This window comes from Vibrio sp. SCP2 (genome assembly GCF_059295395.1).
Genome location: NZ_JCAFVV010000003.1, coordinates 347,163 through 371,098, shown reverse-complemented (window position 1 = coordinate 371,098; position 23,936 = coordinate 347,163). Strand labels below are relative to the sequence as shown.

Sequence of the window (23,936 nt, the reverse complement as noted above, 5' to 3'; positions counted from 1 at the left end):
TCGAGATTTTACTTGAACTCTGGCTAGACCAGTTGTTTCCTATGTATCACCACGGTTATCCACAGAATCTGTGGATAAGATCTTGTGGGTGATGGATCGACGACTAAAGATCAGTTGGCTGGTTTGATCTTAACCAGCACTCTTCCTTCACTATTAATGCATTTCTTGATCGCCAGTTGTAAGGAAAGCATTACAGAGAGAGACATCATAACCAGAATCGCCACCATAATGAGAATCTGATATTTGATAGCGACGAGTGGACTTGCCCCGCCTAAAATTTGTCCCGTCATCATGCCTGGTAAAGTAACTAACCCCGTGGTGCTCATTGTGGCTAGAGTCGGGGCGAGTGAGCGTCGCATTGCATCTTGCACAAAAGGTAGCGTGGCATATTTAGGAGAGGCTCCGAGTGATATGGCGGCCTCATATTCACTTTTTCTCTCATCTAATGCGGTAAATACGTTCTGCAGTGCGACTATATTACCACTCATAGAGTTGCCCAGCAGCATCCCTGCCAGCGGGATCATATATTGGGCGCTATATAGGGGCTGTGGCTGAATCACAAGCACTGAGATAATCGCAAGCATAGGGAATAGCCCAGCGGTTAGGGCGATTGTGACTGGCAGCAACAGGGCTTTCTTGGGCAATCTAGCTTTACCTACAATAGCGCTGGCACCGATCAATGTCATTAACAACAGCCAAAGTGCATTGATGGTTAAGCTATTCAATTGAAAAAGGTATTGCAGATAGAAACCGACCATCAGCAATTGCACTGTCATTCGAGCGACACTTGCAATGATTTCGTTGCCGATCTTGAGTTTGTAGTGTTGGCTTATTAGTAGCGGAATAACGAGCAGGCTAAAAAACAGTGCCAATACTGACCACGAAATATCTACTACACTATTCATATATCCCCCTCACGAACACCGCATATTGTACGCGAATTTGGTTGTGCGTCATCTTGTATTAAATTCGAAAACACTCTGATTTATTGATAGGTTTTGAAACATTTCATTTACAAATGAGCTAAAGTTAGCACGTGAATGATGTGCCTCTAAAGTGGTAGATGTTACGTTTTGTTGTTGAAATGTTGCGCATTTTAATTGTCTTTGATGGATTTGTTTCCGTTAACAATTATTCATATTTGGTGGCAAATTTATATATAAAAACACGATCAAACACATCTCTGGATGAGCTCAAAAAAGTGTTGAATAACAAGGCTGGAAAGGGCGGATTTGATTGAACCCTACGATTAGTATGGTCTAACATTTCTACTTAGAGATAGTAAAAAAAATTGGCTCGACGACAAGAGCTAACCAAAAACACTAGATACAAAATAGGCAAATGTATGAGTGATGTTAACAAAATCGAGAGTGGTGAAAAACGCTCTCTGGAGTGGAAGTCATTCCTCTTCATCGCGGTTGTTCTCTTCCCAATTTTAAGTGTGGCGTTCGTAGGTGGCTACGGATTCCTAGTATGGATGCTTCAAGTATTCGTAATGGGACCACCTGGCGCGCATGGCATGTAAGCCATTGAGCTCAATTCCACATTTTTATAAAGATTTTAAGAGAGCAAACCATGAAATCATTGATTGTTAAACTGTGGCGCACCATGACGCGCCCAGCGGTTCATATCAGCCTAGGTGTGCTGACGATGGGCGGCTTTATCGCGGGTGTTATCTTCTGGGGTGGTTTCAACACTGCTTTAGAAGCGACCAACACTGAAGAATTCTGTATTAGTTGTCATACCATGCGTGACAACGTGTACGTTGAACTACAAGAAACTGTGCACTGGAAGAACCACTCTGGTGTACGCGCGACTTGTCCTGACTGTCACGTTCCTCATAACTGGACAGACAAAATTGCACGTAAGATGCAGGCTTCTAAAGAAGTATTCGCACAAGTATTTGGTAACTATGATGAACCAGGTGTGTTTGAAGAGCGTCGTATCGAGCTTGCTAAACATGAATGGGATCGTTTCTCTGCAAACAAATCCCTAGAGTGTAAAAACTGTCACAACTACGAATCGATGGACTTCGAGCAAATGTCACCAACGGCTCGTATCCAGATGAAGCAAGCGGCAGAAAAAGATCAGAGCTGTGTTGACTGTCACAAAGGTATTGCCCACAAACTACCTGCGGGTATGGATAGCATTGGTGGTATCGTCGGCGATCTAGAATCTCTAGCTTCGAACACTAGCTATGCGGCAGGCCAAACATTAGTGAGTGTGCGCCACCTACCTATCTACTTTGACGCAGAAGGTCAAAAAGAAGCCGGTCTTCTAAATCCAGCTTCTTCAGTAAAAGTACTGGAAGAAAAAGGCGATTTTGTTTCAATCGAAATCGACGGCTGGCGTAAAGCGAAAGGCTTCGGTCGTGTAATCCAAGAAGACTTTGGTAAAAACATTGCTGTTGCGTCTCTTCTTAAAGAAGCATCAACAGACGATAGTATTGTGACGACTGGCGAGAAGAAAGTGGATGAGCTGACAGGTCTTCCATGGGAGAAAGTGGCAGCAACAGTATGGCTGAAGAAAGAGTCAATGTTGAACGACATCACTCCAGTTTGGGAAAAATCGAAAGAAGCGTATAAGACAAACTGTTCTGTATGTCACACCCAACCAGATGAAGCACACTTCGATGCGAACACTTGGCCAGGTATGTTCGACGGTATGCTTGCGTTCGTTAACCTAGATACAGATAGTGAAGCACTGATCTTGAAGTACCTACAGAAGCACTCTTCAGATTATGCTGAAGGCCACCACTAATAAGCGTCAGACGGAGTATTTGAAATGGCTATTACACGAAGAAGTTTTCTAAAAGGTGTAGCGACAACGAGCGCAGCATCAGTCATCGGTCCAAGCTTATTGGCATCTGCTTCTGCAAGCGCTGCGGAAACGACAGGGACTTGGAAGGTAACTGGTTCACACTGGGGCGCATTCCGCGCCCACATCTACGCGGGTAAAGTTCAAGAAATCAAACCGCTAGAAACAGATAAAAACCCAACAGAGATGCTGAACGGCATCAAAGGTATTATCTACAGCCCATCACGTGTACGTTACCCTATGGTGCGTCTAGATTGGCTTAAGAAACATAAATACAGCGCAGAGACACGCGGTGACAACCGTTTCATCCGTGTTACTTGGGATGAAGCTTTAGACTTGTTCTACCGTGAACTTGAGCGTGTGCAGAAAGACTACGGTCCTTGGGCACTGCATGCAGGTCAAACGGGTTGGAACCAAACTGGTGCTTTCAACAACTGTACTGCGCACATGCAGCGCGCGGTTGGTATGCACGGTAACTTCATCACTAAAGTGGGTGACTACTCGACAGGTGCTGGTCAAACGATTCTGCCATACGTTCTAGGTTCAACAGAAGTATATGCACAAGGTACTTCTTGGTCTGAAATTCTAGAAAATGCAGACAACATCATTCTTTGGGCAAATGACCCTGTGAAGAACCTGCAAGTAGGTTGGAACTGTGAAACTCACGAGTCATTTGACTACTTAGCTCAGCTAAAAGAGAAAGTAGCAAAAGGCGAGATCAACGTACTTTCTGTTGACCCAGTGAAGAACAAGACTCAGCGTTACCTAGAGAACGACCATCTGTACATTAACCCAATGACAGACGTTGCCTTCATGCTGGCTGTGGCACACGTTCTTTACAACGAAGACCTTTACGACAAGAAGTTTATCGACACTTACTGTCTAGGTTTTGATGAGTTCATTCAGTACGTTCAGGGTGAAACCAAAGATAAAGTGGTGAAAACACCTGAATGGGCTGCGGAAATCTGTGGCGTGAAAGCGGACAAGATTCGTGAGTTTGCACGTATGCTTGTAAGCGGCCGTACTCAGATCCTAATGGGCTGGTGTATTCAACGCCAAGAGCATGGTGAACAGCCATACTGGGCAGGTGCTGTCGTCGCTGCAATGGTTGGTCAAATTGGTCTACCGGGCGGTGGTATTTCTTACGGTCACCACTACTCAAGTATCGGTGTTCCTTCAACGGGCTTTGCGGGGCCTGGCGGTTTCCCTCGCAACCTAGATACGGGTATGAAGCCTAAATGGGACAACAATGACTTTAACGGTTATAGCCGCACTATTCCTGTGGCGCGCTGGATCGACTGTCTATTGGAACCGGGTAAAGAGATCCGTTACAACGGTGGTAAAGTTAAACTGCCTGACTTCAAGATGATGGTTATCTCAGGTAACAACCCTTGGCACCACCACCAAGATCGTAACCGCATGAAGAAAGCATTCAAGAAACTTCAAACGGTTGTGACTGTTGAGTTTGCTTGGACTGCAACGTGTCGTTTCTCAGACATCGTTCTGCCTGCTTGTACTCAGTGGGAGCGTAACGACATCGACGTATACGGCTCGTACTCAAGTAAAGGCTTGATCGCGATGCATCGCCTTGTGGATCCATTGTTCCAATCTAAGCCTGACTTCCAGATCATGAGTGAACTAACTCAACGCTTTGGTCGTCGTGACGAGTACACTCGTGGTATGAGCGAGATGGAATGGATCGAAAGCCTGTACAATGATTGTAAGAAAGCCAACGAAGGCAAGTTTGAGATGCCTGAATTTGCTGAGTTCTGGGAGAAGAGCGTACTAGACTTCGGTCAAGGCAAGCCTTGGGTTCGTCATGCTGACTTCCGTAAAGACCCAGAAATCAACGCTCTAGGTACGCCGTCTGGCTTCATCGAGATCACCTCTCGTAAGATCGGCCGTTACGGTTACGAGCACTGTCAAGAGCACCCAATGTGGTTCGAGAAATCAGAACGTTCACATGGTGGCCCTGGTTCAGACAAACACCCGTACTGGCTACAATCTTGTCACCCGGATAAGCGTCTACACTCTCAGATGTGTGAATCTGAAGAGTTCCGCGCAACGTATGCGGTACAAGGTCGTGAACCTGTTTACATCAACCCTGTGGATGCGAAAGCGAAGGGTATCAAAGATGGTGACCTAGTGCGTGTCTTCAATGACCGTGGTCAGCTTCTAGCAGGTGCAGTGGTTACTGATAGCTACCCTCGCGGTGTTATCCGTATCGAGGAAGGTGCATGGTATGGTCCTCTAAACGAGAAAGAGGGCGCTATCTGTACTTACGGCGATCCAAACACGCTAACTCAAGACATCGGTTCTTCTGAGCTAGCGCAGGCAACATCTGCCAACACTTGTATCGTGGACTTCGAGAAGTTCAGCGGTAAAGTACCGCCAGTGACGTCCTTCGGTGGTCCAATCGAAGTGGCATAATCGACACTAGAACTAAAAATACCAGCCAAGCGGCTGGTATTTTTTTGTCTTCAGTTTAGGGTTATATCGCTAGAGATCATTTCATTAAATCTCCACAAACTGTTCGACAAACCACCTGCCTGCAGGCCCTAAGGAGGGGCTCCAAGCTATCTCTATTGGCCATCGAGTATTTTTGTCGTCGAAGTCTAGCTTTAGCTCTACCAGCTGATTTGCCGAAACTAATGGTTCTGATAACTGAGCTGGAAGTAAACTAAAACCAGCGCCTTGTAAAAGTAACGCTCTTAGTTGATAGAACCGTGAGCAGTGGATAAGAGAAGGACTTTGTCGTATCGACTCTATTAGCGTTTTGTCAGCGAAAGCGTTTTCTGACGGTATGATTTGAGTATGGTCGAGCAAATCATGGCGAGATAATTCTCCTTTCTTGTTCGCTAATGAATGAGTTGGAGATACAACGAAACGCCAGTCTATCTGATCAAAAATATGAGCATCATAACCAGTACGAACTTCTAATCTTGCGGGGGCAATAATAATGTCTGCTGCATCATCATGGTTCGGAGCCAATCCTTGGGTTTCTTCTACATCTATTAGATTAATCTTGAGCTCAGGAAATTCCCTAGAAAGGGCATTGATCGATTCAACATATTTGGGAAATAACGTGAAGCCAAACATAGCGATCGTCAGTTTATCTTCGACACCCGCTTGGTAGGCTTGAGCTCGCTTTTCCATTGCCTGGAGTCTTGGTGCAACTTCTAAAGCTTGTAGATATAAGGCTCTACCGACTTCTGTCAGCTTAGGTGCTTTACCTGCAACGCGATCGAACAAGACAACATCAAGATCAACTTCCATGTTCTGTATGACTTGTGCGACCGCAGAAGCCGTAACGCCAAACTTTCTACCCGCAGCTGAGAAAGAGCCTGTTTCCGCTACAGCGATCATGTATGTGAGTCTTTCTGGAGTGATTAGCATGCAACCTCATTGGCTAATTCGATGGATTAAAACAAATTCTAGCTATCTCTGTTCTCGTTTCAAACATGCAGATAACGCAGTTTGAAAAGTTTGTTTGTATCAACATAAAAAAGAAGACTTCAATTTGAAGTCTTCTAATGAGTGATAAGATTGAGCCTTAGTTTGTGCAGTACGGCTGGTTCTTATTAATGTTCGTACAAGGTTGGTCTTCAAGTTTGTTTGGGTTGCGACCTAACTCAACGACTTCTTTGCCGTTGACATCAAACATTGCAAAATCGTAGGTCTCAATTTGGTCAGTGTCCCAACGGTCTAACTTAAGTGTTTTGTTGTTCAAATCAACCTGAGTAACCCATAGGCTTGGGAAGTTTGCATCGTAGGCTACATCACATTTTGCATAGCCGCTGCGCATTTCGTGAGCAACGCCTTCAATAATATTACCTAGCTGTTTGTTATCGCGAATACCAAAACGTTCTTCATAAGCTTTTACTTCCTCAAGTGCGTATTGGGCACGATGGCGGCGATCCCAAGCATGAATGGAAGTGGTTGGAAAACGCTTTTCACCCAGTAGCTCTTTGTCCATTTCCACCATAGTTTCAAAAGTTGGGTTGTTAGAAACAACATCCAAAGAACCTGTGCCACGATAGAATCTCTTTTCACCATTGACCATTTCAACGAGGATGGTTTCACCAGAGTTATCTGCGAACATGAAGTGAGCAGGAACGTGGTCTACCGTTGCGTTAGCATCGTACTTACCTGGCACACCACCGAACTTTTGGTCTCGAATGTTGGTACTTTCAATGATGGCTTGTACTTCATCTAGGTTTTTTGCGTTCGCAACAACGTATTGCATAAATTGCTGACCATCGATGTCTTTGTTGCCTTTTTCTAGCGTTTTTTCATCTTGCCAATCGGTATTGAGGTAAAGAACCTGACCAAGCAAACCATGTTCGTTGACGGCTTCTGCGACGAACTCTGCGTCAAAGCTCGCAATTTCAATCATGGCATGTTTTGACTTGTAAGCTTGATTGGCAACGCCAGATTTGTTTAGGTCAACGCCATAAACCGTTGGTGCTCGTGTATCTAGGATGGTTCCTCGTGGGACACCGCGAACGACTGCTTGATCGTAGCCTTCCCAGTCTAATGAACGTGTAACCATTGTCGTGTCTAAAGCGTTAGAGTGATACAAAGCTCGTGTACAAGCTTCAGCTACGCCAGAAATTGTACCCATAGTGGTTGCCGCAAGAGCGAGTGCTAATACTTGTTTTTTCATAGTCTGAATCTCCAAAAAAGATAAGTTGCTATCCGTTTATTTCTGGTCGCTCCTGCGTATGGGTTGTACTTTAAGAGATTTGATTATGAGGTGGTAGTTAGCACCTTTAAGTCTAACTATTAGGATTGGAGTGAGCTAGGTTTTAGAAGAGTAAAGAGAGGGATCACTGACCGGATAGACCATACTTAATTTTTAGTAATTCAAGTTGTCGCGCACCATGATCTTTGAAATAGGTATTGAGGGCAGAGACGATTTGTTGAGCTTGCGGGTGATCTTTTCTCACGGCTGCATAGAGTGGGGTCGTATCGAGATAGACTGGACTGAAACTAAGCTTTGAGGCATCGAGTCTCATTTCTTTAATCGTCCATCGACCCACAGCTTCATCTGTGACTAGTACATCAGCGCGATCAGACAAAACAAGGCGGATACTGTTAGGCAGGTGGATTGAGCTGACTGGAATGAGGCCTTGGTAATCTAAAAGCTTTGCGCCGTAGGCGTAGTTATCGATTAGGGCGACACGCGTGTCCTTCAAACTGCTTAGTGACTTATATTCAAAACTGGACTCTTGACGAGAGACTACCGCCATTTTGTTGTGCATATAGATATCGGTGAAAATGTAGTCGCGAGCTCGTTGTTCAGTTTTCCAAATCGCGATGATGACGTCATTTTTGCCATTAATCGTTTCTTTAAGTACCCGCGTCCAAGGCTTAACGGAGTAGTCGACTTCAAACCCCGCAGAAATCAAACCTTCAATGACGAGATCATGGGCAATTCCACTGCCCAAGGCAGAATTCATTACATAAGGAGGCCACAAGTCTTGAGCGACTTTCAATGGCGCAGCGAAAGAGAGGCTACACCAAAGCCAGCAGATAAGAAGGATGAGTTTGTTCGATCTGTCTCTTTTCACCTGATATGTCCAACTATCAACTCACCCTTAAGTTTAGGCACAGAAAGATAAAAATGTGTGTTTACATGCGCCCACTGCAGGAATTTTTCGTTGAGGTTTTGAACTTTGTATGCGGCCTTCTTTTGCAAAATAGCTCGTGTGGACTTATCGCTTGATTACTCAGCAATGCCTTAGTTTTACTGATCTCTGCTGCTGATATTCAGGTGAATTTAGTTTTTTCATTTACCCTTAATCACAATCGCAGAGCTGCTTTTTTATTGATTCATTTGTGAATCATTACTAGCGCCAATAGTTTTTGTTTTCAGAGCGTGCAGATGGCATTTGACGCTCATAAATAAAAATCTATAGGAACAAAGAAATGAAAAAGACAGCACTAGCAGTAGCACTATCTCTTGTAGCCGGGTCAGCAGTAGCGGCAGAAGCACTTTCAGGTGATCAGTTCACTGTATCAGGTGAGTTTGCTATCGGTGGTTATTACCAAGAAAACCGTAAAGAAGGTGGTGAGGTTAATAATGACTCATCAGCTAAAGACGAAGAGTTCTATAACGGTGGCGTAACGGGTTTTGATATTTTCGCTGACTACGAAAATGGCAACATTGTTGGTAAGTTTGGTGGTGAGTTTGATATTGAAGACGACTACGGAACTTCTGATTCTACGTTCACGATCACTGACACGTGGGTTGGTTACAAAACGGGTGCTGGTGTAGCGTCTATCGGTTACGCAAACGACACAGCGCTAGATGCAGTTGACGGTGCAGCGGATAAAACTATCGAGTTCCTATGGTCACCAAACGATGCGTCAGATGCTCGCCAAGTGGTGAAGTTTGAAGGCGACAAAGAAGGTGTTAAATACGGTATCTCTTACTTTGGTGACCGTAACTATGAAGGCACCGATCGTCAAAGTGGTTACAACGGCTACCTAGGTTACGAAAACGAAACATTTATGGTTAACCTTGGTTACGAAGATAACGATGAAACTGAAGGTGAGACAGATAAGCTATACCTAGTAAACGGTGCAGTTAATCTTGGCGCCGTAGGTATTGGTGCAACGTTTGCTGAAGAAGAATTTGCTGACGGCAAAAAAGTTAAAATGTACAACACGTCAGTTGGCTACACACTTGACGCTCTTTACCTAGCTGCAGGTTACGTAACGATTGAAGAGACACGCGAAGCGGTTAACTTCGGTGGTTCTTACGCGTTCACAGATAACTTTACGGCACTGGTTGATATCGCATACCACGTATCTGACGAAGGCTACGATTCTGCAAAAGGAACGGGTCTGCAGAAAGGTGACATCGAGTCATTCCTAAAACTGGCTTACGCATTCTAAGATTCTCTTCACCTCTACGTTTGTAGCCCACTTCGGTGGGCTTTTATAAGCAGGACGCTTAACGCATAATCCACTGCCTTTTCACCCTCCGGAGTTGGAGGGTTTTTTCGTTTTTCACCTAATGAGAAAAATTGGGTTGTCTCGCCTCCAAGGATGATAGAAACGTGATCGCTGTTACGTAATGCGTTGATGACCAAATAGACATCGAATTACACCAATGCTCTAATTGAGAAAAATAACGACAAAGCAGAGCGTGATATGTCGCAACACCTGCACCTAGCCCAAGAGCGAATCCTTACTATTCACAACAGCGATCTTAGTGCTGACGCTATCGGTAATCAGGTTACTTTTACCTATCGGGGGTTATCCAATGATCCCGTCGATGAGCAGTTTCTACTTTTTCAGACAGATTTTGATTTTGAACGTCGCGCCACTTTGCTAGGTGATGGTTTTCAAATGCTGGCTCAAACCACTGGTACTTACGAAGATCCAGTTGATATTGGTCGCTGCCCAGACAATAGCTCTAGCTATCGACTCTACGCTTCTAAAGCTCCTAAACGTTACTACAATTACCTAGTGGTAGAAGACTCGCTTGGCTATGCGTTGTTCGGCTTTACTTCTTGTCATCGTTTTGCCGGGTATTTCACTGTGAGCGATGAGGATGGCCGAGTTAAGATCAATGCTTACATAGATGGGGAACAAACCTCACCTCAAGATTGGTCAACGAATCGTTTAGAATCCGTTGTGGTTTTAAGAGGAGAGTCTTTATCTGAGCTATATCTACAATACAGTCGTTTGATAAAGGAGCAGCATCCGATCCGCAAAGGCGTGACACAAGATTCGCCGTTAGGATGGTGCTCGTGGTATGCCTACTACGCTGAAGTGACCGAGCAAAATATACACGCTAATGTTGAACAAATGCGCGAGCACTTAAAGCCGTTTGACTACGTCCTGCTTGATGATGGATACCAAGCATTTATGGGAGATTGGTTAACTCCCTCTGACAAATTCCCATCTGGTATTAAATCTGTCCTCAGAGAAATCTGCTCAAATGGCAAAAAGCCAGCCATTTGGCTCGCGCCCTTTATTGCCCAACCTGAGTCTGAGATATTTCGTAATCATCCTGATTGGTTTGTTCGCCATGAAGATGGAAGGTTGCTCAAGGCCGAAGATGTCACTTATGCAGGTTGGCGTTGTACACCATGGTACATTCTTGATACCACTAATCTGCAAGTCCAAGAACACCTTACGCGTGTCGTCCGAACCATGCGTGAAGAGTGGGGCGTGGAAATGTTTAAGCTTGACGCTAACTACTGGGGAACGTTGAAAGGGGTTCGCAGTCAGTCCGGCGTCACAGGTGTCGAAGCCTATCGTTTAGGCATGCAAGCCATTATTGAAGGGGCGGGGGATGCATTAGTACTTGGATGCAATGCGCCAATGTGGCCATCGTTGGGGTTGGTGGATGCTATGCGAGTGTCTGATGACGTAGAACGCTGCGCGACAAGGTTTGAACAAATAGCAAAAGAGACGTTTTACCGCAGTTGGCAGCATCGAAAACTTTGGCAAATCGATCCAGACTGCGCGACGTTTGTCTCTTTAGCCAATCAGGCAACAGAGAGAAAGTATTACGAGTTCCATCGAGACGCCTTGTTAGCGTGTGGTGGATTGTTATTGTCTGGTGACCCGCTGACAGAGCTCACCCCATTTGCTAAAAAAACGCTGGCTAAACTAACCATTCGACATAGACACAATCAGGAGGCAGCAAGATTCACGGCGCTGAATCTTCATCATGCTTTTCTTCAATTGACTGAGCGAAATGATCTCCATTGTTTGTTCAATTATCAAAGTACTGCCAGAGAAGTCACGCTAACCGCTAACTTCCCTGTCTATTGGTACGATTACTGGACAGGAGAAAAGCTAGTTCATGAACCGACCCAAGTATTAGAGGTGGGATTAGAATCGGGATTGTCTAGCCGAGCGATAATTACCTCGCTATAGCCTCTTAGCTAGATTAAAATGTCGAGCTAGATTAACGCGATAATAAAGAAAACAATGTCAATCATACTTGGTATTGACCCGGGCTCTCGTATCACAGGCTATGGTGTGATTCGTCAAACGGGTCGCCATCTGCAATATCTTGGTAGCGGCTGTATTCGTACCTCAGAAAAAGAGCTGCCCGGTCGCCTTAAGCAAATCTACGCGGGTGTATCAGAGATCATTACTCAGTTTCAACCTGACGTATTTGCTATAGAACAGGTCTTTATGGCACGAAATGCAGATTCTGCGCTTAAACTTGGTCAAGCTCGCGGCAGCGCAATTGTAGCCGCGGTGAATGCTGATTTGCCGGTTTACGAGTATGCAGCGCGTCTGATTAAGCAAGCCGTGGTTGGTACAGGTGCGGCGGATAAAGAGCAAGTGCAGCATATGGTTCAACATATGCTTAAACTCCCATCTAAGCCTCAAGCTGACGCGGCCGATGCCCTTGGTGTCGCGATCTGTCACGCCAACACCAACAAAACCTTGGTTGCTTTAGCTGGCAAAGCGACCAGCGCGAGACGCGGACGTTACCGTTAACCATTCCACACTATTTACTTCCAATTGGTGCAAAACTGAGACATATAAAACAGATCTGATTACAGGGTTTGTTATAAAAATGTTGCATTAATATAGTGGTCAGAGGTCTAACAAGATATCAATCAAGGAAGATTGAACATGAACCCTGTCAACGTATGGCGGCAACTCTGTATGCCCGCTCAACATCAATGGACGAAAAATCAACAACGTCAGGCGGATACACTCTCTCTATTTACTTTCATCGCCTTTCTCGTCGGCGTGTATAGCCTGCTTAAATGGTCTAAGCACGGACATGAAAGCTTAATCATGACATCACTACTGTTGATTGGCTTTGAACTGGCGGCAGCGGCTTGCTTAAAACTGTTGAAGAACCCTATTGTTGCGCTCAACCTCGGTTTTATTGGTATGTCGGTGCATGCCCTTAATATCATTTACCAAAGCGGCGGTGTTGTAGAGTCAACCCAAACTTACTGGGTTCCCTTACTTGTGGTGGCGTTCTTCTTATCTGGTACGCGAATGGTAGCCATCAGTTGGAGTGTGACGGTTATCTTGTGTTCCGCCATCATGACCTTTATGCACGTCTCTGGAAACTCGTTTCCGGTATTAGAGTTATCTGAATCTGCACAACGCGTTGAAATCTGGTCCGGGACGGTATTGCCGTTAGTGGTGATCTGTATTGCGCAGGCGTTCACAGCCAAGCAAAGAGATAAAGCGATTGAAATCGCAGAGCGAGCAAAAAGTGATAGTGAAGCGATTGCTGAGAAGGCAACACTTGGCGAACAGAATCTTTCTCATGTTCTAGAGCAAGCCAATCAAAACTCAATACAGCTGAAAGATGTGTCGCAAACACTGGAATCTCAGTCGTTGACGCTAGATGATCAGGTCTCGAACCTGAACATCAATTGTGAATCTCAGGCCAGTGCGGCAGAGCAGATGAGTCAGCAAGTTCATCAGCTTGCCGAAGGAATTGAAGGTTCAACCCGTTTTGTTGATGAACTTAGAGAGCGCAGTGACGCGGTTCACCAGCAAGCAGAGACCAGTTCGCAGTTGCTTGAAGATTCTACCTCAGCCATCAGCCAAATTATTGGTAGCCATGAAGAGATCATGAAAGTGGCCGATTTGATTACCTCTGTTGCCGAACAAACTAACCTATTGGCGCTCAATGCTGCAATTGAAGCGGCAAGGGCAGGGGAGCAAGGTCGTGGCTTCGCTGTGGTGGCCGAGCAAGTGCGTGACCTCTCCGCTAAAAGTAGCCAGTCGGCGATAGAGATTAGAAACTTGCTCGATCGCAGCGAGCAGGAAGTCAAACACGGGCAGGATGTCGTCAATTCAAGTGCGGTGAAAATGAAGTCTATGATTGCCGAAGTTTCTGCCATCTCACAAGACGTCAACGGACTTGCCAATATCATGTCCAATCAAATGATGGCACTGAAAGAGCTCGACCAAGCGAGCAGTGAAGTGGCGAATGGTGTGGTTGAAACGAAAACAATTTCCGAGAACGTAGCGCAAAATGGTGCGCAATTGACCTCGCAGGTGGATGCGGTAAGAACCTTAACTTCGCAACTTGATCAAGTTGTCTCAAAAATCTAGCTCTAAATCATAAAGGACTGGATGTCTATCCAGTTCTTTATTATCCTGTCGCAAATTCATTTCCAAAGAGTAACTACCGTGATTGGACGTCTGCGCGGCATTCTTATCGAGAAACAACCTCCTGAACTACTGATTGAAGTTAATGGCATTGGCTACGAAGTGCAAATGCCTATGAGCTGCTTCTATGAGCTACCGAGTATCGGTGAAGAAGCGATCATCTATACTCATTTTGTTGTCCGAGAAGATGCCCAGTTACTGTATGGTTTCAATACCGTTAAAGAGCGTGCGTTGTTCCGTGAAGTGATTAAGGCCAATGGCGTCGGTCCTAAGCTCGGTCTAGCGATTCTTTCGGGTATGACAGCGAGTCAATTTGTCGCCAGTGTTGAGCGTGAAGATGTTTCGACACTAGTTAAACTGCCAGGTGTGGGTAAGAAAACAGCAGAACGCCTTGTGGTCGAAATGAAGGACAGGCTAAAAGGTTGGAGCGCAGGTGACCTATTTACTCCGTTTACTGATGCTGCTCCTGTAGACTCAGCGCCGCAACCCGCTCAGTCAAATGCAGAGGAAGAAGCGATCAGTGCGCTACTTGCATTAGGCTATAAGCCGACTCAGGCATCTAAAGTGGTTTCACAGGTGAAGACGGACGAGATGAGCAGTGAGCAGCTTATTCGTGAAGCGCTGAAGTCGATGGTATAGAAAAGGCTTGAACAATGATTGAAGCGGATCGATTAATCGCACCAGATAACACGGTGTATAAAGAAGAGGATGTTATCGATCGTGCGATACGTCCGAAGAAACTCGAAGACTACAAAGGCCAAGATCATGTTCGTGATCAGATGGAGATCTTCATTAAAGCAGCGCAGCTACGTAATGAAGCACTCGATCACTTATTGATATTTGGTCCTCCTGGTTTGGGTAAAACAACATTAGCTAATATTGTTGCCAACGAGATGGACGTGAATATTCGTACGACCTCTGGCCCAGTACTTGAAAAAGCAGGCGATCTGGCGGCGCTGTTAACCAACCTCGAAGAGAATGATGTTCTTTTCATTGACGAGATCCACCGACTTAGCCCTATGGTTGAAGAGGTACTTTATCCGGCGATGGAAGATTACCAGCTTGATATCATGATTGGTGAAGGTCCGGCGGCTCGCTCCATAAAAATCGATTTACCGCCATTTACTCTGATTGGTGCTACGACGCGCGCAGGCTCGTTAACTTCACCACTGCGCGATCGCTTCGGTATTACTCAGCGTTTGGAATACTACAAAATCCCAGATCTGCAAAACATTGTTCAGCGTAGTGCTGACTGCTTAGGTCTATCGATGGAGTCTGAGGGCGCGTTGGAGGTGGCAAGACGGGCTCGTGGTACACCCCGAATTGCTAACCGCTTACTTCGCCGCGTTCGAGATTACGCAGAAGTGAAAGGTAATGGTCATATTTGCGCAGAGGTCGCAGACAAAGCACTCAATATGCTGGATGTCGATGCGCAAGGCTTCGACTATATGGATAGAAAGTTGCTTCTAGCTATTATGGAGAAGTTTGGTGGCGGCCCTGTCGGCTTGGACAACATGGCGGCTGCGATTGGTGAGGAAAAAGACACTATAGAAGATGTTCTAGAGCCTTACTTGATTCAGCAAGGCTATCTCCAGCGGACACCGCGCGGAAGAATTGCCACGGATCGCGCGTATCTTCATTTCGGAATTGAAAAATAAGTTTTCAGTAGCCAGCTCACAGAAGCTGGCTTTTTCTTTTGGTGATCTATATCACACTAATGTAATTTACTTACTACTTAATAGGTAGCGCAATTGAGTGACTTGTTAACTGCTTGTTTTGCATAAATACTTAATGGTCTGTCACCAATAACCCCTTCGTAACAAAACGCCCTTCAAACGGTTGATGTAGATCAATGTGATGGTTTTTTGGTCAAAAATGCCGTACAAAACTTGATACAAATCAAAGCGAACTCTGGCTATAAACCTTTTGAAACAACCTGTTTTTAGCAGTAATATTAGCGCCAGCTATATTAGCTGATGCTTAACAATTAACTAACCATTACGGTACATTTTTGCAACAGGTTGGCTATCTTTTATAACACTGTTTAAGTTTACCCAACGCTTAATAACAATGCATTAATGTAGAGAGTGTCTTCAGCCGACACATAGGAGTAATCATGATCGATGTTGTTGATCTATCGCGGTTGCAGTTTGCACTGACAGCGATGTATCACTTCCTATTCGTACCGTTGACTCTAGGTATGGCCTTCTTACTGGCTATCATGGAATCAATGTACGTAATGACGAACAAGCAAATCTATAAGGACATGACAAAGTTCTGGGGTAAGCTATTCGGTATTAACTTTGCACTTGGTGTGGCTACCGGCCTTACCATGGAGTTCCAGTTCGGTACTAACTGGTCTTACTATTCGCATTACGTAGGTGATATTTTCGGTGCACCTTTGGCGATTGAAGCCTTAGTTGCCTTCTTCTTAGAATCCACCTTTGTAGGTCTTTTCTTCTTTGGCTGGGATCGTCTCTCAAAACGTCAACACCTTGTTGTTACATGGTTAGTTGCGCTAGGTTCTAACTTCTCTGCACTTTGGATCTTGGTAGCAAACGGCTGGATGCAAAACCCAGTTGGCGCTGAATTTAACTTTGAAACCATGCGTATGGAAATGGTGAGCTTTGCTGAGGTTGTTCTAAACCCAGTTGCTCAGGTTAAATTCGTTCATACCGTAGCATCTGGCTACACGACTGGCGCAATGTTCATTCTAGGCATCAGCTCTTACTACCTATTAAAAGGTCGTGACATCGCATTCGCTCGTCGTTCATTTGCTATCGCTGCTTCTTTCGGTATGGCAGCTATCTTATCTGTTATCGTTCTTGGTGATGAATCTGGCTATGAGCTTGGTGAAGTTCAGAAGGTGAAACTTGCTGCGATTGAAGCGGAATGGCACACAGAGCCTGCTCCTGCGGCATTTACGCTGTTTGGTATGCCTAACCAAGAGACAATGCACACAGACTACGCGATTAAGATCCCTTACGTAATGGGTATTATCGCGACACGTTCTTTAGATGAGCAAGTAACAGGTCTACGCGATCTGCGTGATGACCACGTTGAACGTGTTCGTACTGGTATGTACGCGTATGAGCTTCTAGAGAAGCTACGTGCGGGTGATAAATCAGAAGAAAACATGGCAGCGTTTGATGAAGTAAAAGGTGACCTAGGTTATGGCTTACTTCTGAAGCGTTACACTGAAAATGTTGTTGATGCGACAGAAGAGCAAATTCAAGCGGCAGCGGATGATTCTATCCCGACGGTTTGGCCTCTGTTCTGGTCGTTCCGTATCATGGTTGCGTGTGGCTTTATTATGCTATTCGTATTTGGTGCTGCATTTGTTCAAACATGTCGCCAGAAAATCGAGCAGAAACCTTGGATTCTTAAAGCGGCGTTATTCAGTATTCCTCTTCCTTGGATTGCAATTGAAGCAGGTTGGTTTGTTGCCGAGTATGGTCGTCAGCCATGGGCGGTAGGTGAAATCCTTCCGACACATGTTGCTGCTTCAGCTCTGACAATTGGTGAACTATGGACTTCTCTATTCGCTATCCTAGCACTGTACACAGTGTTCTTGATTGCTGAAGTTTACCTAATGCTTAAATTTGCACGTAAAGGTCCTAGCAGCCTGAAAACAGGTCGCTACCACTTCGAACAAAACGCTAACTCTGTTGAAGACAAAGTCGGCCGTTCAGTCGAAGTTTAAGTGAGGGAATATTATGTTTGATTACGAAATCTTACGACTTATCTGGTGGGTTCTGATTGGTGTTTTGCTAGTTGGTTTCGCTGTTACAGATGGTTTCGATATGGGTGTTGCTTCGCTTTCGCCTGTTATCGGTAAAAGCGACACTGAACGTCGTATTATGCTCAACACTATTGCTCCTCACTGGGATGGCAACCAAGTTTGGTTGATCACAGCAGGTGGTGCACTATTTGCAGCATGGCCACTAGTTTACGCAACGTCGTTTTCTGGCTTCTACCTAGCAATGTACATAACTCTAGCTGCGCTTTGGTTACGTCCGCTTGGTCTTGATTACCGTTCAAAGATTGAAGATCCAAAATGGCGTCATGCTTGGGACTACGCGCTTTGTGTGAGCGGTACAGTGCCACCAATCATCTTTGGTGTGGCATTTGGTAACCTGCTGCAAGGTGTTCCATTTGAACTGAACGACCTACTAATGTCTGAGTACAAAGGTTCATTCTTTGCGCTACTTAACCCATTTGCTCTGCTGTGTGGTGTGCTTAGCTTGATGCTATTCGTACTTCAAGGTGCAACTTGGTTGCAGATGAAGACAACAGAAGCGCTACACGTACGTGCACGTAATGTGGCTCAAATCGCGGGTCTGATTGCTACAGTACTGTTTGTACTTGGTGGCTTCTGGGTTCAGTCTATCGATGGTTACGTCATCACAAGCGCTATCGATACAATGGCTGCATCTAACCCACTGAACAAAGAAGTGGCGATTCAGGCAGGTGCTTGGATGCAGAACTTTGAAACTTACCCAGCAATGTGGGCAGCACCAGTTATTGGTGTGTTAATGCCACTGCTAGCGGTATTAGCGTCTCGCGTAGAACGCGGTGGTTTTGCTTTCTTGTTCTCAAGTCTTGCTAACGCAGGTGTGATTCTAACGGCTGGTTTTGCGATGTTCCCATTCGTAATGCCTTCAAGCTTAGTACCTAGCCACAGCTTAACGATGTGGGACTCAACAGCAAGTGAACTGACACTTGGTCTGATGACACTCGTTGCTGCGGTAATGGTACCTGTGATTCTTGGCTACACGACTTGGACATACTACAAAATGTTTGGTCGTCTTGATAAGAAACACATCGAAGACAACGACGTTTCAGCTTACTAAGGAGTAACGATTATGTGGTATTTCGCATGGATTCTGGGTGTATTACTCGCTTGTGCATTCGGCATCATCAACGCTCTTTGGTTAGAGCACTCTGAAATGATGGACAAAGACAGTGAGTAACCTCGCTGCGCAGGTAGCTAAGCTACATGCACCTGTTGATAAGGCTCTGTTCCGAGCCTTATCACTGGTTCTTGGTTTTTATCACGTAGCTATGGTTATGTGGGACCCAGAACTGTATTCCGCTTCAATCGGCGGTTTCAATGCCATTATTTCACCACTACTGATTTGGGCAATTTGCTCAAGCATGGTATCTGGTCTAGGTTTCAAACCTCGTAACTGGTATTGGCAGGTGCTGTTTAGTCCGTACTGCTCATTGACGATTCTTATTTACCTCACGGTAGTTCGTCTATTGTAAGGGCTAAACTCCGCTCATTTTGTATAAAAAAAGCGCGACTCATTGAATGGGTTGCGCTTTTTTTTGTTTCAAGCTTTGAATTCACTTATTAAGTCTTGCATAGATAGTAATGAGTTGCGTTATAGTATCCGTCTAGAAAAACAAATTTTGGGCGCTATAGTGCAAGATCAGGCATTGATATTTGAATGGCCAGTAACGGTTTATTATGAAGACACTGACGCTGGTGGCGTGGTGTACCATTCTAACTACCTAAAGTTCTTTGAACGAGCAAGAACTGAACTACTTCGCACTATTGGTGTATCTCAACAAGTCCTTTTGGAACAAAACATCGGTTTCGTAGTCCGACACATGGACATCGATTTTTTACAGGGTGCGCGTCTTGACGATCATCTCACTGTAAGGACAAAAATTGCTGACCTTAAAAAAGCTTCACTCACTTTCTGTCAGGAGATCGTTAATCCTGAGGGTAAGTCATTGTGTAAGGCAATGGTTAAGGTAGCATGTATCGACAATATAAAAATGAGGCCAAAAGCAATGCCTCAATCAATAGTTATGGAGTTAACGAATAGTGACCGCTGATATTTCGATGCTAGACCTTTTCTTGCAGGCAAGCCTGTTGGTTAAAATGGTTATGCTGATCCTTTTAGGCATGTCGATTGTTTCTTGGGCAATGATCATTAAGCGCAGTAAAGTGCTTTCTCAAGCGTCAAAAGATGCGGAAACCTTCGAAGATAAGTTTTGGTCAGGTACCGATCTGTCGATTCTTTATCAAAACGCCAAAAAGCGTAAGGATGACTTAGCGGGTACAGAAGAGATCTTCTACTCAGGTTTTACTGAGTTTGCTCGTCTTCGCAAATCTAACGCTGACTCTCCAGATTTCATTATGGAAGGAACTGGCCGTTCAATGCGTGTCGCTGTAGCGCGTGAAGTGGATGAGCTTGAAACCAACCTTCCATTCCTAGCAACTGTTGGCTCAATCAGTCCTTACATTGGTCTGTTTGGTACCGTATGGGGCATCATGCATGCTTTCATTGCGTTGGGTGAAGTAAAACAGGCAACACTCGCAATGGTAGCTCCTGGTATCGCAGAAGCTCTAGTTGCAACGGCGATGGGTCTATTTGCTGCAATTCCAGCAGTAATGGCATACAACCGATTCAGTAGTAAAGTGGGTAAGCTAGAGCACAACTACGCAACCTTCTCAGAAGAGTTCCATAGTATTTTGCACCGCCAGGCAATGGCTGGTCGAGATACTGCAAGTAAGGAATAGTTGCTATGGCTGGTTACCAACCTAAAAAGCGCAAAATGACTGCCGAGATTAACGTTGTTCCTTATATCGACGTTATGTTGGTTCTGTTGATCATTTTCATGGTGACATCACCTTTCGTCACTCAAGGCGTCGACGTTGAGCTGCCAAAAACCGCCACTGCAAAGCCAGCCTCTGAACTGGCGGGTGATAGTGACGCGAGCTTTATCATTGTTGAAATCGATAAAGATGGAAACCTTGGTCTTAGTGTTAATGACGAAGAGGTATCTCGCGGTATCTCTCTACAAGACGTGATTGTTCGTGTTAAAGCAGAACTGTCTTTAAAGCCTGACTCACCTGTTGCTGTAGGTGGTGATGCCGCTACGCCTTATGCAGAAGTTGTTTTGGTGTTAGACGAATTGAGTCGTGCAGGCATTCCGAAAGTCGGATTGCTGACAGATATAAAGGAATAATCGTCGCTGCGATGAAAGAGAACAAATCTAAAAAGAACGATTTCAAGAAGCCGATTATCATATCGGCTGCTTTGCATGGACTTCTTATTGCGGCTTTGATTTGGGGCACTGACTTTACAATGTCTAAGCCGGAGCCTACTGGGCGTTTGGTTCAAGCGGTCGTCATCGACCCGGATCTTGTCAGGCAGCAAGCACAACAGATTCGTAGCAAGCGTGAAGAAGCAGCGAAGAAAGAGCAAGATCGTTTAGACAAGCTCCGTCGTGAAAGTGAACAGCTTGAAAAGAATCGTAAAGCCGAAGAAGAACGTATTCGTAAGCTCAAAGAGCAACAAGCGAAAGAGGCTAAAGCGGCTCGTGAAGCAGAAAAACAACGTGTTGCTAAAGAGAAAGAGCGTAAAGCTGAAGAAGCTCGTGTGAAAAAAGAAAAAGAGCGCGTAGCCAAACTTGAAGCGGAACGTAAAGCGAAAGAGCAAGCAATTAAGAAAGCTGAACAAGAACGTCTAGCGAAAGAAGCGGCGATTGCCAAAGCTGAGCAGGAGCGTATCGCTCGTGAAAAAGCGGCAAAAGAAGCGGAAGAGAAAGCGCGACGTGAACGTGAAGCGGCAGCAAAAGCCGAGAAAGAACGTATAGCGAAAGAGAAAGCAGCCAAAGAGGCGGCTGAGAAGGCACGCAAAGAGAAAGAACGTTTAGAGCGCATTGAACGCGAGCGTAAAGAGCAAGAAGCAGCACTTAACGATATCTTTGCAGGCTTAGAAACGGAAGCGGAGGCGAATACGTCGGCGCGTTCTAGCCATGTCTCTAGCGAGGCTGATCGTTACGGCGCAATTTACACTCAGCTCATTCAGCAAAACCTGTTGCTGGAGGACAGTTTTCGGGGAAAGTCTTGTCGAGTTAACCTGCGTTTGATTCCTACTGGAGCAGACGCAATTGTTGGCAATCTTTCCGTTCTGGATGGTGATAGCCGTTTGTGTGCTGCAACCAAGCGTGCTGTGGCGCAAGTGAACAGCTTTCCGCTGCCTAAAGACCCAGACGTTGTGAACAAAATTAAGAATATCAATTTAACCGTAGTACCTGATTTATAAGGAAAAGCTTGTGTTAAAGCGACTAGTAATAGGATGTGTGCTCACTGTAATGAGCGTGTTCCAAACGGCAAATGCGGCGTTGGAACTAGTAATTACAGATGGTATCGATTCGGCGCGACCAATTGCGGTCGTACCATTTAAATGGGAAGGTGCTGGCCAGTTACCGCAGGATCTTTCTGCGATCGTTGCTTCAGACCTACTCCGTAGTGGTAAATTTAAGCCCGTCGAAGTCTCTGCTATGCCAGAAACACCATACTCTGCGTCAAACATTGACTTTGAAGAGTGGATTAAGCTAGGTGTCGATGCCATGGTAACAGGTACTGTTACATTAGACCCTGCGACTGGAAAATACGTTGTTAACTACCAACTGATTGACGTTGTACGCGGGCAGTTAACGAGCGGTCAAGCTAAATCATTGAGCTCTGATGGTCAGTTAGTGCTATCGCATGATCACATCTTACTTAATAAGAAGATGACTATCGTACCTAAGCAAATGAGAGCGGCAGGTCATCGCATTTCGAATCGTGTGTTTGAAGCGCTCACCGGTGAGAAAGGTGCGTTCGAAACGAAAATTGCTTATGTCGTGGTTAACGATAAAGATTCTTTCCCATATCAGCTACGCGTATCTGATTACGATGGTTACAATGAGCGCCTAGTACTGCGTTCTAAGCAGCCATTGATGTCTCCAGCTTGGTCTCCTGATGGTAAAAAGCTTGCTTATGTGAGTTTCCAAAACGGCCAAGCTGAGATCTTCATTATGAATATCTACACGGGTGAACGTGAGAAAGTAACGTCATACCCTCGTCACAATGGTGCGCCAAGATTCTCTCCAGATGGCAGTAAGCTAGCTTTGGTTTTATCAAAAACCGGTAGCCTGCAAGTTTATACGTTGGATCTGAACACCAGAAAACTGACTCAAATTACCCGCGGTAGATCGAATAATACCGAACCATTTTGGCATCCAGATGGTAAATCTCTGATCTTTACCTCGGATCGGGGTGGAAAACCTCAAATTTATCAAGTAGATTTGGCAAGTAATTCGACCAAGCGTTTAACATGGCAAGGCAGCCAGAACCTTGGTGGGCAAATTACACCAGACGGTCGCTTCTTAGTGATGGTGAATCGCAGCAATACAGGGTTCAATCTAGCCAAGCTAGACATGGAAACTGGAGCGATGCAGATTCTAACCAAAACATTGTTGGATGAATCACCAAGTATTGCGCCAAATGGTGGTATGGTCATTTATAGCTCGATCTATAACAAGGCCAATGTTCTCTCAATGGTCTCCATTGATGGACGCTTTAAAGCAAGGTTACCGGCAACAAATGGTCGAGTTCGTGCACCTGCATGGTCACCGTTTTTGTAGCAAGTAAGTATCAATAACAAAGGAAACTATAACAATGCAACTTAACAAAGTTCTTAAAGGGCTTCTAATTGCGCTACCAGTTCTAGCGGTTACAGCATGTAGCTCAAGTGATGACGCAGCGAACTCTACTGGTTCTACTGAAACTAACCAAGTTCAAACGACAGACAACACAGCTGTTTCTCCACTAGAAGCAAATGGCCAGCTTTCTGAGCAAGAGCTTAAAGAGCAAGCACTACGCGAAACTTCAACAATCTACTTTGCTTTCGACAACTCTACTATCGCGGGTGACTACGAAGAGATGCTAGCAGCTCACGCAGCTTACCTAAGCAAAGATCCATCTCTAGAAGTTAAAATCGAAGGTCACGCTGATGAGCGTGGTACTCCAGAGTACAACATCGCACTAGGCGAGCGCCGTGCAGAAGCTGTAGCGAAATACCTACAAGCTCTAGGTGTTCAAGCTGATCAAATCGAAGTTGTAAGCTACGGTGAAGAGAAGCCACTTCTTCTAGGTCAATCAGAAGATGTTTACGCTAAGAACCGCCGCGCAGTTCTAGTGTACTAAT

Annotated in this window: 23 protein-coding genes; 19 read left to right on the top strand and 4 right to left on the bottom strand. The window is 45.2% G+C overall.

What is annotated here, in order from left to right; translation table 11 throughout:
- Positions 1–110: 110 nt before the first annotated feature.
- A complete protein-coding gene (locus tag AC5O63_RS12830) occupies positions 111–905 on the bottom strand; it encodes an ABC transporter permease (protein ID WP_494505253.1) in 795 nt (264 codons plus the stop codon).
- Positions 906–1,345: 440 nt separating this feature from the next.
- Between AC5O63_RS12830 and torE the strand changes: the two genes are divergently transcribed.
- Genes torE through torA form a run of 3 tightly spaced genes read left to right on the top strand, consistent with a single transcriptional unit; the run spans position 1,346 to position 5,247 of the window.
- Positions 1,346–1,525 (top strand): trimethylamine N-oxide reductase system protein TorE, encoded by a 180-nt coding sequence (gene torE / locus AC5O63_RS12825; protein ID WP_171322674.1) that lies wholly within the window; start codon positions 1,346–1,348, stop codon positions 1,523–1,525.
- Between the two features lie 50 nt (positions 1,526–1,575).
- Positions 1,576–2,760, top strand: coding sequence for a pentaheme c-type cytochrome TorC (gene torC / locus AC5O63_RS12820; RefSeq protein ID WP_171322676.1), 1,185 nt, complete (start codon positions 1,576–1,578; stop codon positions 2,758–2,760).
- Between the two features lie 24 nt (positions 2,761–2,784).
- Positions 2,785–5,247 (top strand): trimethylamine-N-oxide reductase TorA, encoded by a 2,463-nt coding sequence (gene torA, locus AC5O63_RS12815; protein ID WP_239855276.1) that lies wholly within the window; start codon positions 2,785–2,787, stop codon positions 5,245–5,247.
- Between the two features lie 84 nt (positions 5,248–5,331).
- Here the strand turns inward: torA and AC5O63_RS12810 are convergent, their stop codons facing one another.
- The 3 genes from AC5O63_RS12810 to AC5O63_RS12800 all read right to left on the bottom strand — a co-directional run bounded on the left by AC5O63_RS12810 (position 5,332) and on the right by AC5O63_RS12800 (position 8,390).
- The gene (locus AC5O63_RS12810; RefSeq protein WP_494505252.1) at positions 5,332–6,213 is read right to left on the bottom strand and encodes a LysR family transcriptional regulator; all 882 of its coding nucleotides are present in this window, start codon (positions 6,211–6,213) and stop codon (positions 5,332–5,334) included.
- A 157-nt stretch (positions 6,214–6,370) separates the two neighbouring features.
- Positions 6,371–7,483 carry a linear amide C-N hydrolase gene (locus AC5O63_RS12805; protein WP_494505251.1) on the bottom strand — a complete coding sequence of 371 codons (1,113 nt, stop codon included), beginning with the start codon at positions 7,481–7,483 and terminating at the stop codon, positions 6,371–6,373.
- A 163-nt stretch (positions 7,484–7,646) separates the two neighbouring features.
- Complete coding sequence (locus tag AC5O63_RS12800; protein WP_494505250.1) at positions 7,647–8,390, bottom strand: transporter substrate-binding domain-containing protein; 744 nt, start codon at positions 8,388–8,390, stop codon at positions 7,647–7,649.
- Between the two features lie 358 nt (positions 8,391–8,748).
- Between AC5O63_RS12800 and AC5O63_RS12795 the strand changes: the two genes are divergently transcribed.
- From AC5O63_RS12795 to pal, 16 genes are all read left to right on the top strand, one after another.
- A complete protein-coding gene (locus tag AC5O63_RS12795) occupies positions 8,749–9,720 on the top strand; it encodes a porin (RefSeq protein WP_494505249.1) in 972 nt (323 codons plus the stop codon).
- A gap of 258 nt (positions 9,721–9,978) precedes the next feature.
- The gene (locus tag AC5O63_RS12790; RefSeq protein WP_494505248.1) at positions 9,979–11,718 is read left to right on the top strand and encodes a glycoside hydrolase family 36 protein; all 1,740 of its coding nucleotides are present in this window, start codon (positions 9,979–9,981) and stop codon (positions 11,716–11,718) included.
- 54 nt (positions 11,719–11,772) lie between these two features.
- Positions 11,773–12,294, top strand: a complete 522-nt coding sequence (ruvC, locus tag AC5O63_RS12785) for a crossover junction endodeoxyribonuclease RuvC (RefSeq protein WP_004744295.1) — start codon at positions 11,773–11,775, stop codon at positions 12,292–12,294.
- A 138-nt stretch (positions 12,295–12,432) separates the two neighbouring features.
- The gene (locus AC5O63_RS12780; protein ID WP_494505247.1) at positions 12,433–13,884 is read left to right on the top strand and encodes a methyl-accepting chemotaxis protein; all 1,452 of its coding nucleotides are present in this window, start codon (positions 12,433–12,435) and stop codon (positions 13,882–13,884) included.
- Positions 13,885–13,962: 78 nt separating this feature from the next.
- Positions 13,963–14,580, top strand: a complete 618-nt coding sequence (gene ruvA / locus AC5O63_RS12775) for a Holliday junction branch migration protein RuvA (RefSeq protein WP_004744293.1) — start codon at positions 13,963–13,965, stop codon at positions 14,578–14,580.
- Between the two features lie 14 nt (positions 14,581–14,594).
- Positions 14,595–15,599: a Holliday junction branch migration DNA helicase RuvB gene (gene ruvB / locus AC5O63_RS12770; RefSeq protein WP_171322695.1), complete on the top strand. Its 1,005-nt coding sequence runs from the start codon at positions 14,595–14,597 to the stop codon at positions 15,597–15,599.
- A gap of 458 nt (positions 15,600–16,057) precedes the next feature.
- Positions 16,058–17,644, top strand: a complete 1,587-nt coding sequence (cydA, locus tag AC5O63_RS12765; protein WP_272786757.1) for a cytochrome ubiquinol oxidase subunit I — start codon at positions 16,058–16,060, stop codon at positions 17,642–17,644.
- A gap of 13 nt (positions 17,645–17,657) precedes the next feature.
- Entirely contained in the window at positions 17,658–18,794 is a 1,137-nt protein-coding gene (gene cydB / locus AC5O63_RS12760) for a cytochrome d ubiquinol oxidase subunit II (RefSeq protein ID WP_494505246.1), read from the top strand.
- 12 nt (positions 18,795–18,806) lie between these two features.
- On the top strand, positions 18,807–18,914 hold the full coding sequence (cydX, locus tag AC5O63_RS12755) for a cytochrome bd-I oxidase subunit CydX (RefSeq protein ID WP_000270284.1): 108 nt from the start codon (positions 18,807–18,809) through the stop codon (positions 18,912–18,914).
- On the top strand, positions 18,907–19,209 hold the full coding sequence (gene ybgE, locus AC5O63_RS12750) for a cyd operon protein YbgE (RefSeq protein WP_004743333.1): 303 nt from the start codon (positions 18,907–18,909) through the stop codon (positions 19,207–19,209). The genes cydX and ybgE overlap by 8 nt, the downstream gene beginning before the upstream one ends.
- A 159-nt stretch (positions 19,210–19,368) precedes the next feature.
- Positions 19,369–19,788, top strand: a complete 420-nt coding sequence (ybgC, locus tag AC5O63_RS12745) for a tol-pal system-associated acyl-CoA thioesterase (protein ID WP_038197846.1) — start codon at positions 19,369–19,371, stop codon at positions 19,786–19,788.
- Positions 19,778–20,476: a protein TolQ gene (gene tolQ / locus AC5O63_RS12740; RefSeq protein WP_004743335.1), complete on the top strand. Its 699-nt coding sequence runs from the start codon at positions 19,778–19,780 to the stop codon at positions 20,474–20,476. Before ybgC ends, tolQ begins: the two co-directional genes overlap by 11 nt.
- 5 nt (positions 20,477–20,481) lie before the next feature.
- Complete coding sequence (gene tolR, locus AC5O63_RS12735) at positions 20,482–20,925, top strand: protein TolR (protein WP_004743336.1); 444 nt, start codon at positions 20,482–20,484, stop codon at positions 20,923–20,925.
- An 11-nt stretch (positions 20,926–20,936) separates the two neighbouring features.
- The gene (tolA, locus tag AC5O63_RS12730; protein ID WP_494505245.1) at positions 20,937–22,007 is read left to right on the top strand and encodes a cell envelope integrity protein TolA; all 1,071 of its coding nucleotides are present in this window, start codon (positions 20,937–20,939) and stop codon (positions 22,005–22,007) included.
- A gap of 49 nt (positions 22,008–22,056) precedes the next feature.
- On the top strand, positions 22,057–23,373 hold the full coding sequence (gene tolB, locus AC5O63_RS12725; protein ID WP_486795669.1) for a Tol-Pal system beta propeller repeat protein TolB: 1,317 nt from the start codon (positions 22,057–22,059) through the stop codon (positions 23,371–23,373).
- A gap of 34 nt (positions 23,374–23,407) precedes the next feature.
- Positions 23,408–23,935, top strand: coding sequence for a peptidoglycan-associated lipoprotein Pal (pal, locus tag AC5O63_RS12720; protein WP_004743339.1), 528 nt, complete (start codon positions 23,408–23,410; stop codon positions 23,933–23,935).
- Position 23,936: the final 1 nt, after the last annotated feature.

Excerpts from the sequence above, each read along its gene's own strand:
- AC5O63_RS12830 (WP_494505253.1), bottom strand. The coding sequence starts at position 905 with ATGAATAGTGTAGTAGATATTTCGTGGTCAGTATTGGCACTGTTTTTT.
- torE (WP_171322674.1), top strand. The coding sequence starts at position 1,346 with ATGAGTGATGTTAACAAAATCGAGAGTGGTGAAAAACGCTCTCTGGAG.
- torC (WP_171322676.1), top strand. The coding sequence starts at position 1,576 with ATGAAATCATTGATTGTTAAACTGTGGCGCACCATGACGCGCCCAGCG.
- torA (WP_239855276.1), top strand. The coding sequence starts at position 2,785 with ATGGCTATTACACGAAGAAGTTTTCTAAAAGGTGTAGCGACAACGAGC.
- AC5O63_RS12810 (WP_494505252.1), bottom strand. The coding sequence starts at position 6,213 with ATGCTAATCACTCCAGAAAGACTCACATACATGATCGCTGTAGCGGAA.
- AC5O63_RS12805 (WP_494505251.1), bottom strand. The coding sequence starts at position 7,483 with ATGAAAAAACAAGTATTAGCACTCGCTCTTGCGGCAACCACTATGGGT.
- AC5O63_RS12795 (WP_494505249.1), top strand. The coding sequence starts at position 8,749 with ATGAAAAAGACAGCACTAGCAGTAGCACTATCTCTTGTAGCCGGGTCA.
- AC5O63_RS12790 (WP_494505248.1), top strand. The coding sequence starts at position 9,979 with ATGTCGCAACACCTGCACCTAGCCCAAGAGCGAATCCTTACTATTCAC.
- ruvC (WP_004744295.1), top strand. The coding sequence starts at position 11,773 with ATGTCAATCATACTTGGTATTGACCCGGGCTCTCGTATCACAGGCTAT.
- AC5O63_RS12780 (WP_494505247.1), top strand. The coding sequence starts at position 12,433 with ATGAACCCTGTCAACGTATGGCGGCAACTCTGTATGCCCGCTCAACAT.
- ruvB (WP_171322695.1), top strand. The coding sequence starts at position 14,595 with ATGATTGAAGCGGATCGATTAATCGCACCAGATAACACGGTGTATAAA.
- cydA (WP_272786757.1), top strand. The coding sequence starts at position 16,058 with ATGATCGATGTTGTTGATCTATCGCGGTTGCAGTTTGCACTGACAGCG.
- cydB (WP_494505246.1), top strand. The coding sequence starts at position 17,658 with ATGTTTGATTACGAAATCTTACGACTTATCTGGTGGGTTCTGATTGGT.
- cydX (WP_000270284.1), top strand. The coding sequence starts at position 18,807 with ATGTGGTATTTCGCATGGATTCTGGGTGTATTACTCGCTTGTGCATTC.
- tolR (WP_004743336.1), top strand. The coding sequence starts at position 20,482 with ATGGCTGGTTACCAACCTAAAAAGCGCAAAATGACTGCCGAGATTAAC.
- tolA (WP_494505245.1), top strand. The coding sequence starts at position 20,937 with ATGAAAGAGAACAAATCTAAAAAGAACGATTTCAAGAAGCCGATTATC.
- tolB (WP_486795669.1), top strand. The coding sequence starts at position 22,057 with ATGAGCGTGTTCCAAACGGCAAATGCGGCGTTGGAACTAGTAATTACA.
- pal (WP_004743339.1), top strand. The coding sequence starts at position 23,408 with ATGCAACTTAACAAAGTTCTTAAAGGGCTTCTAATTGCGCTACCAGTT.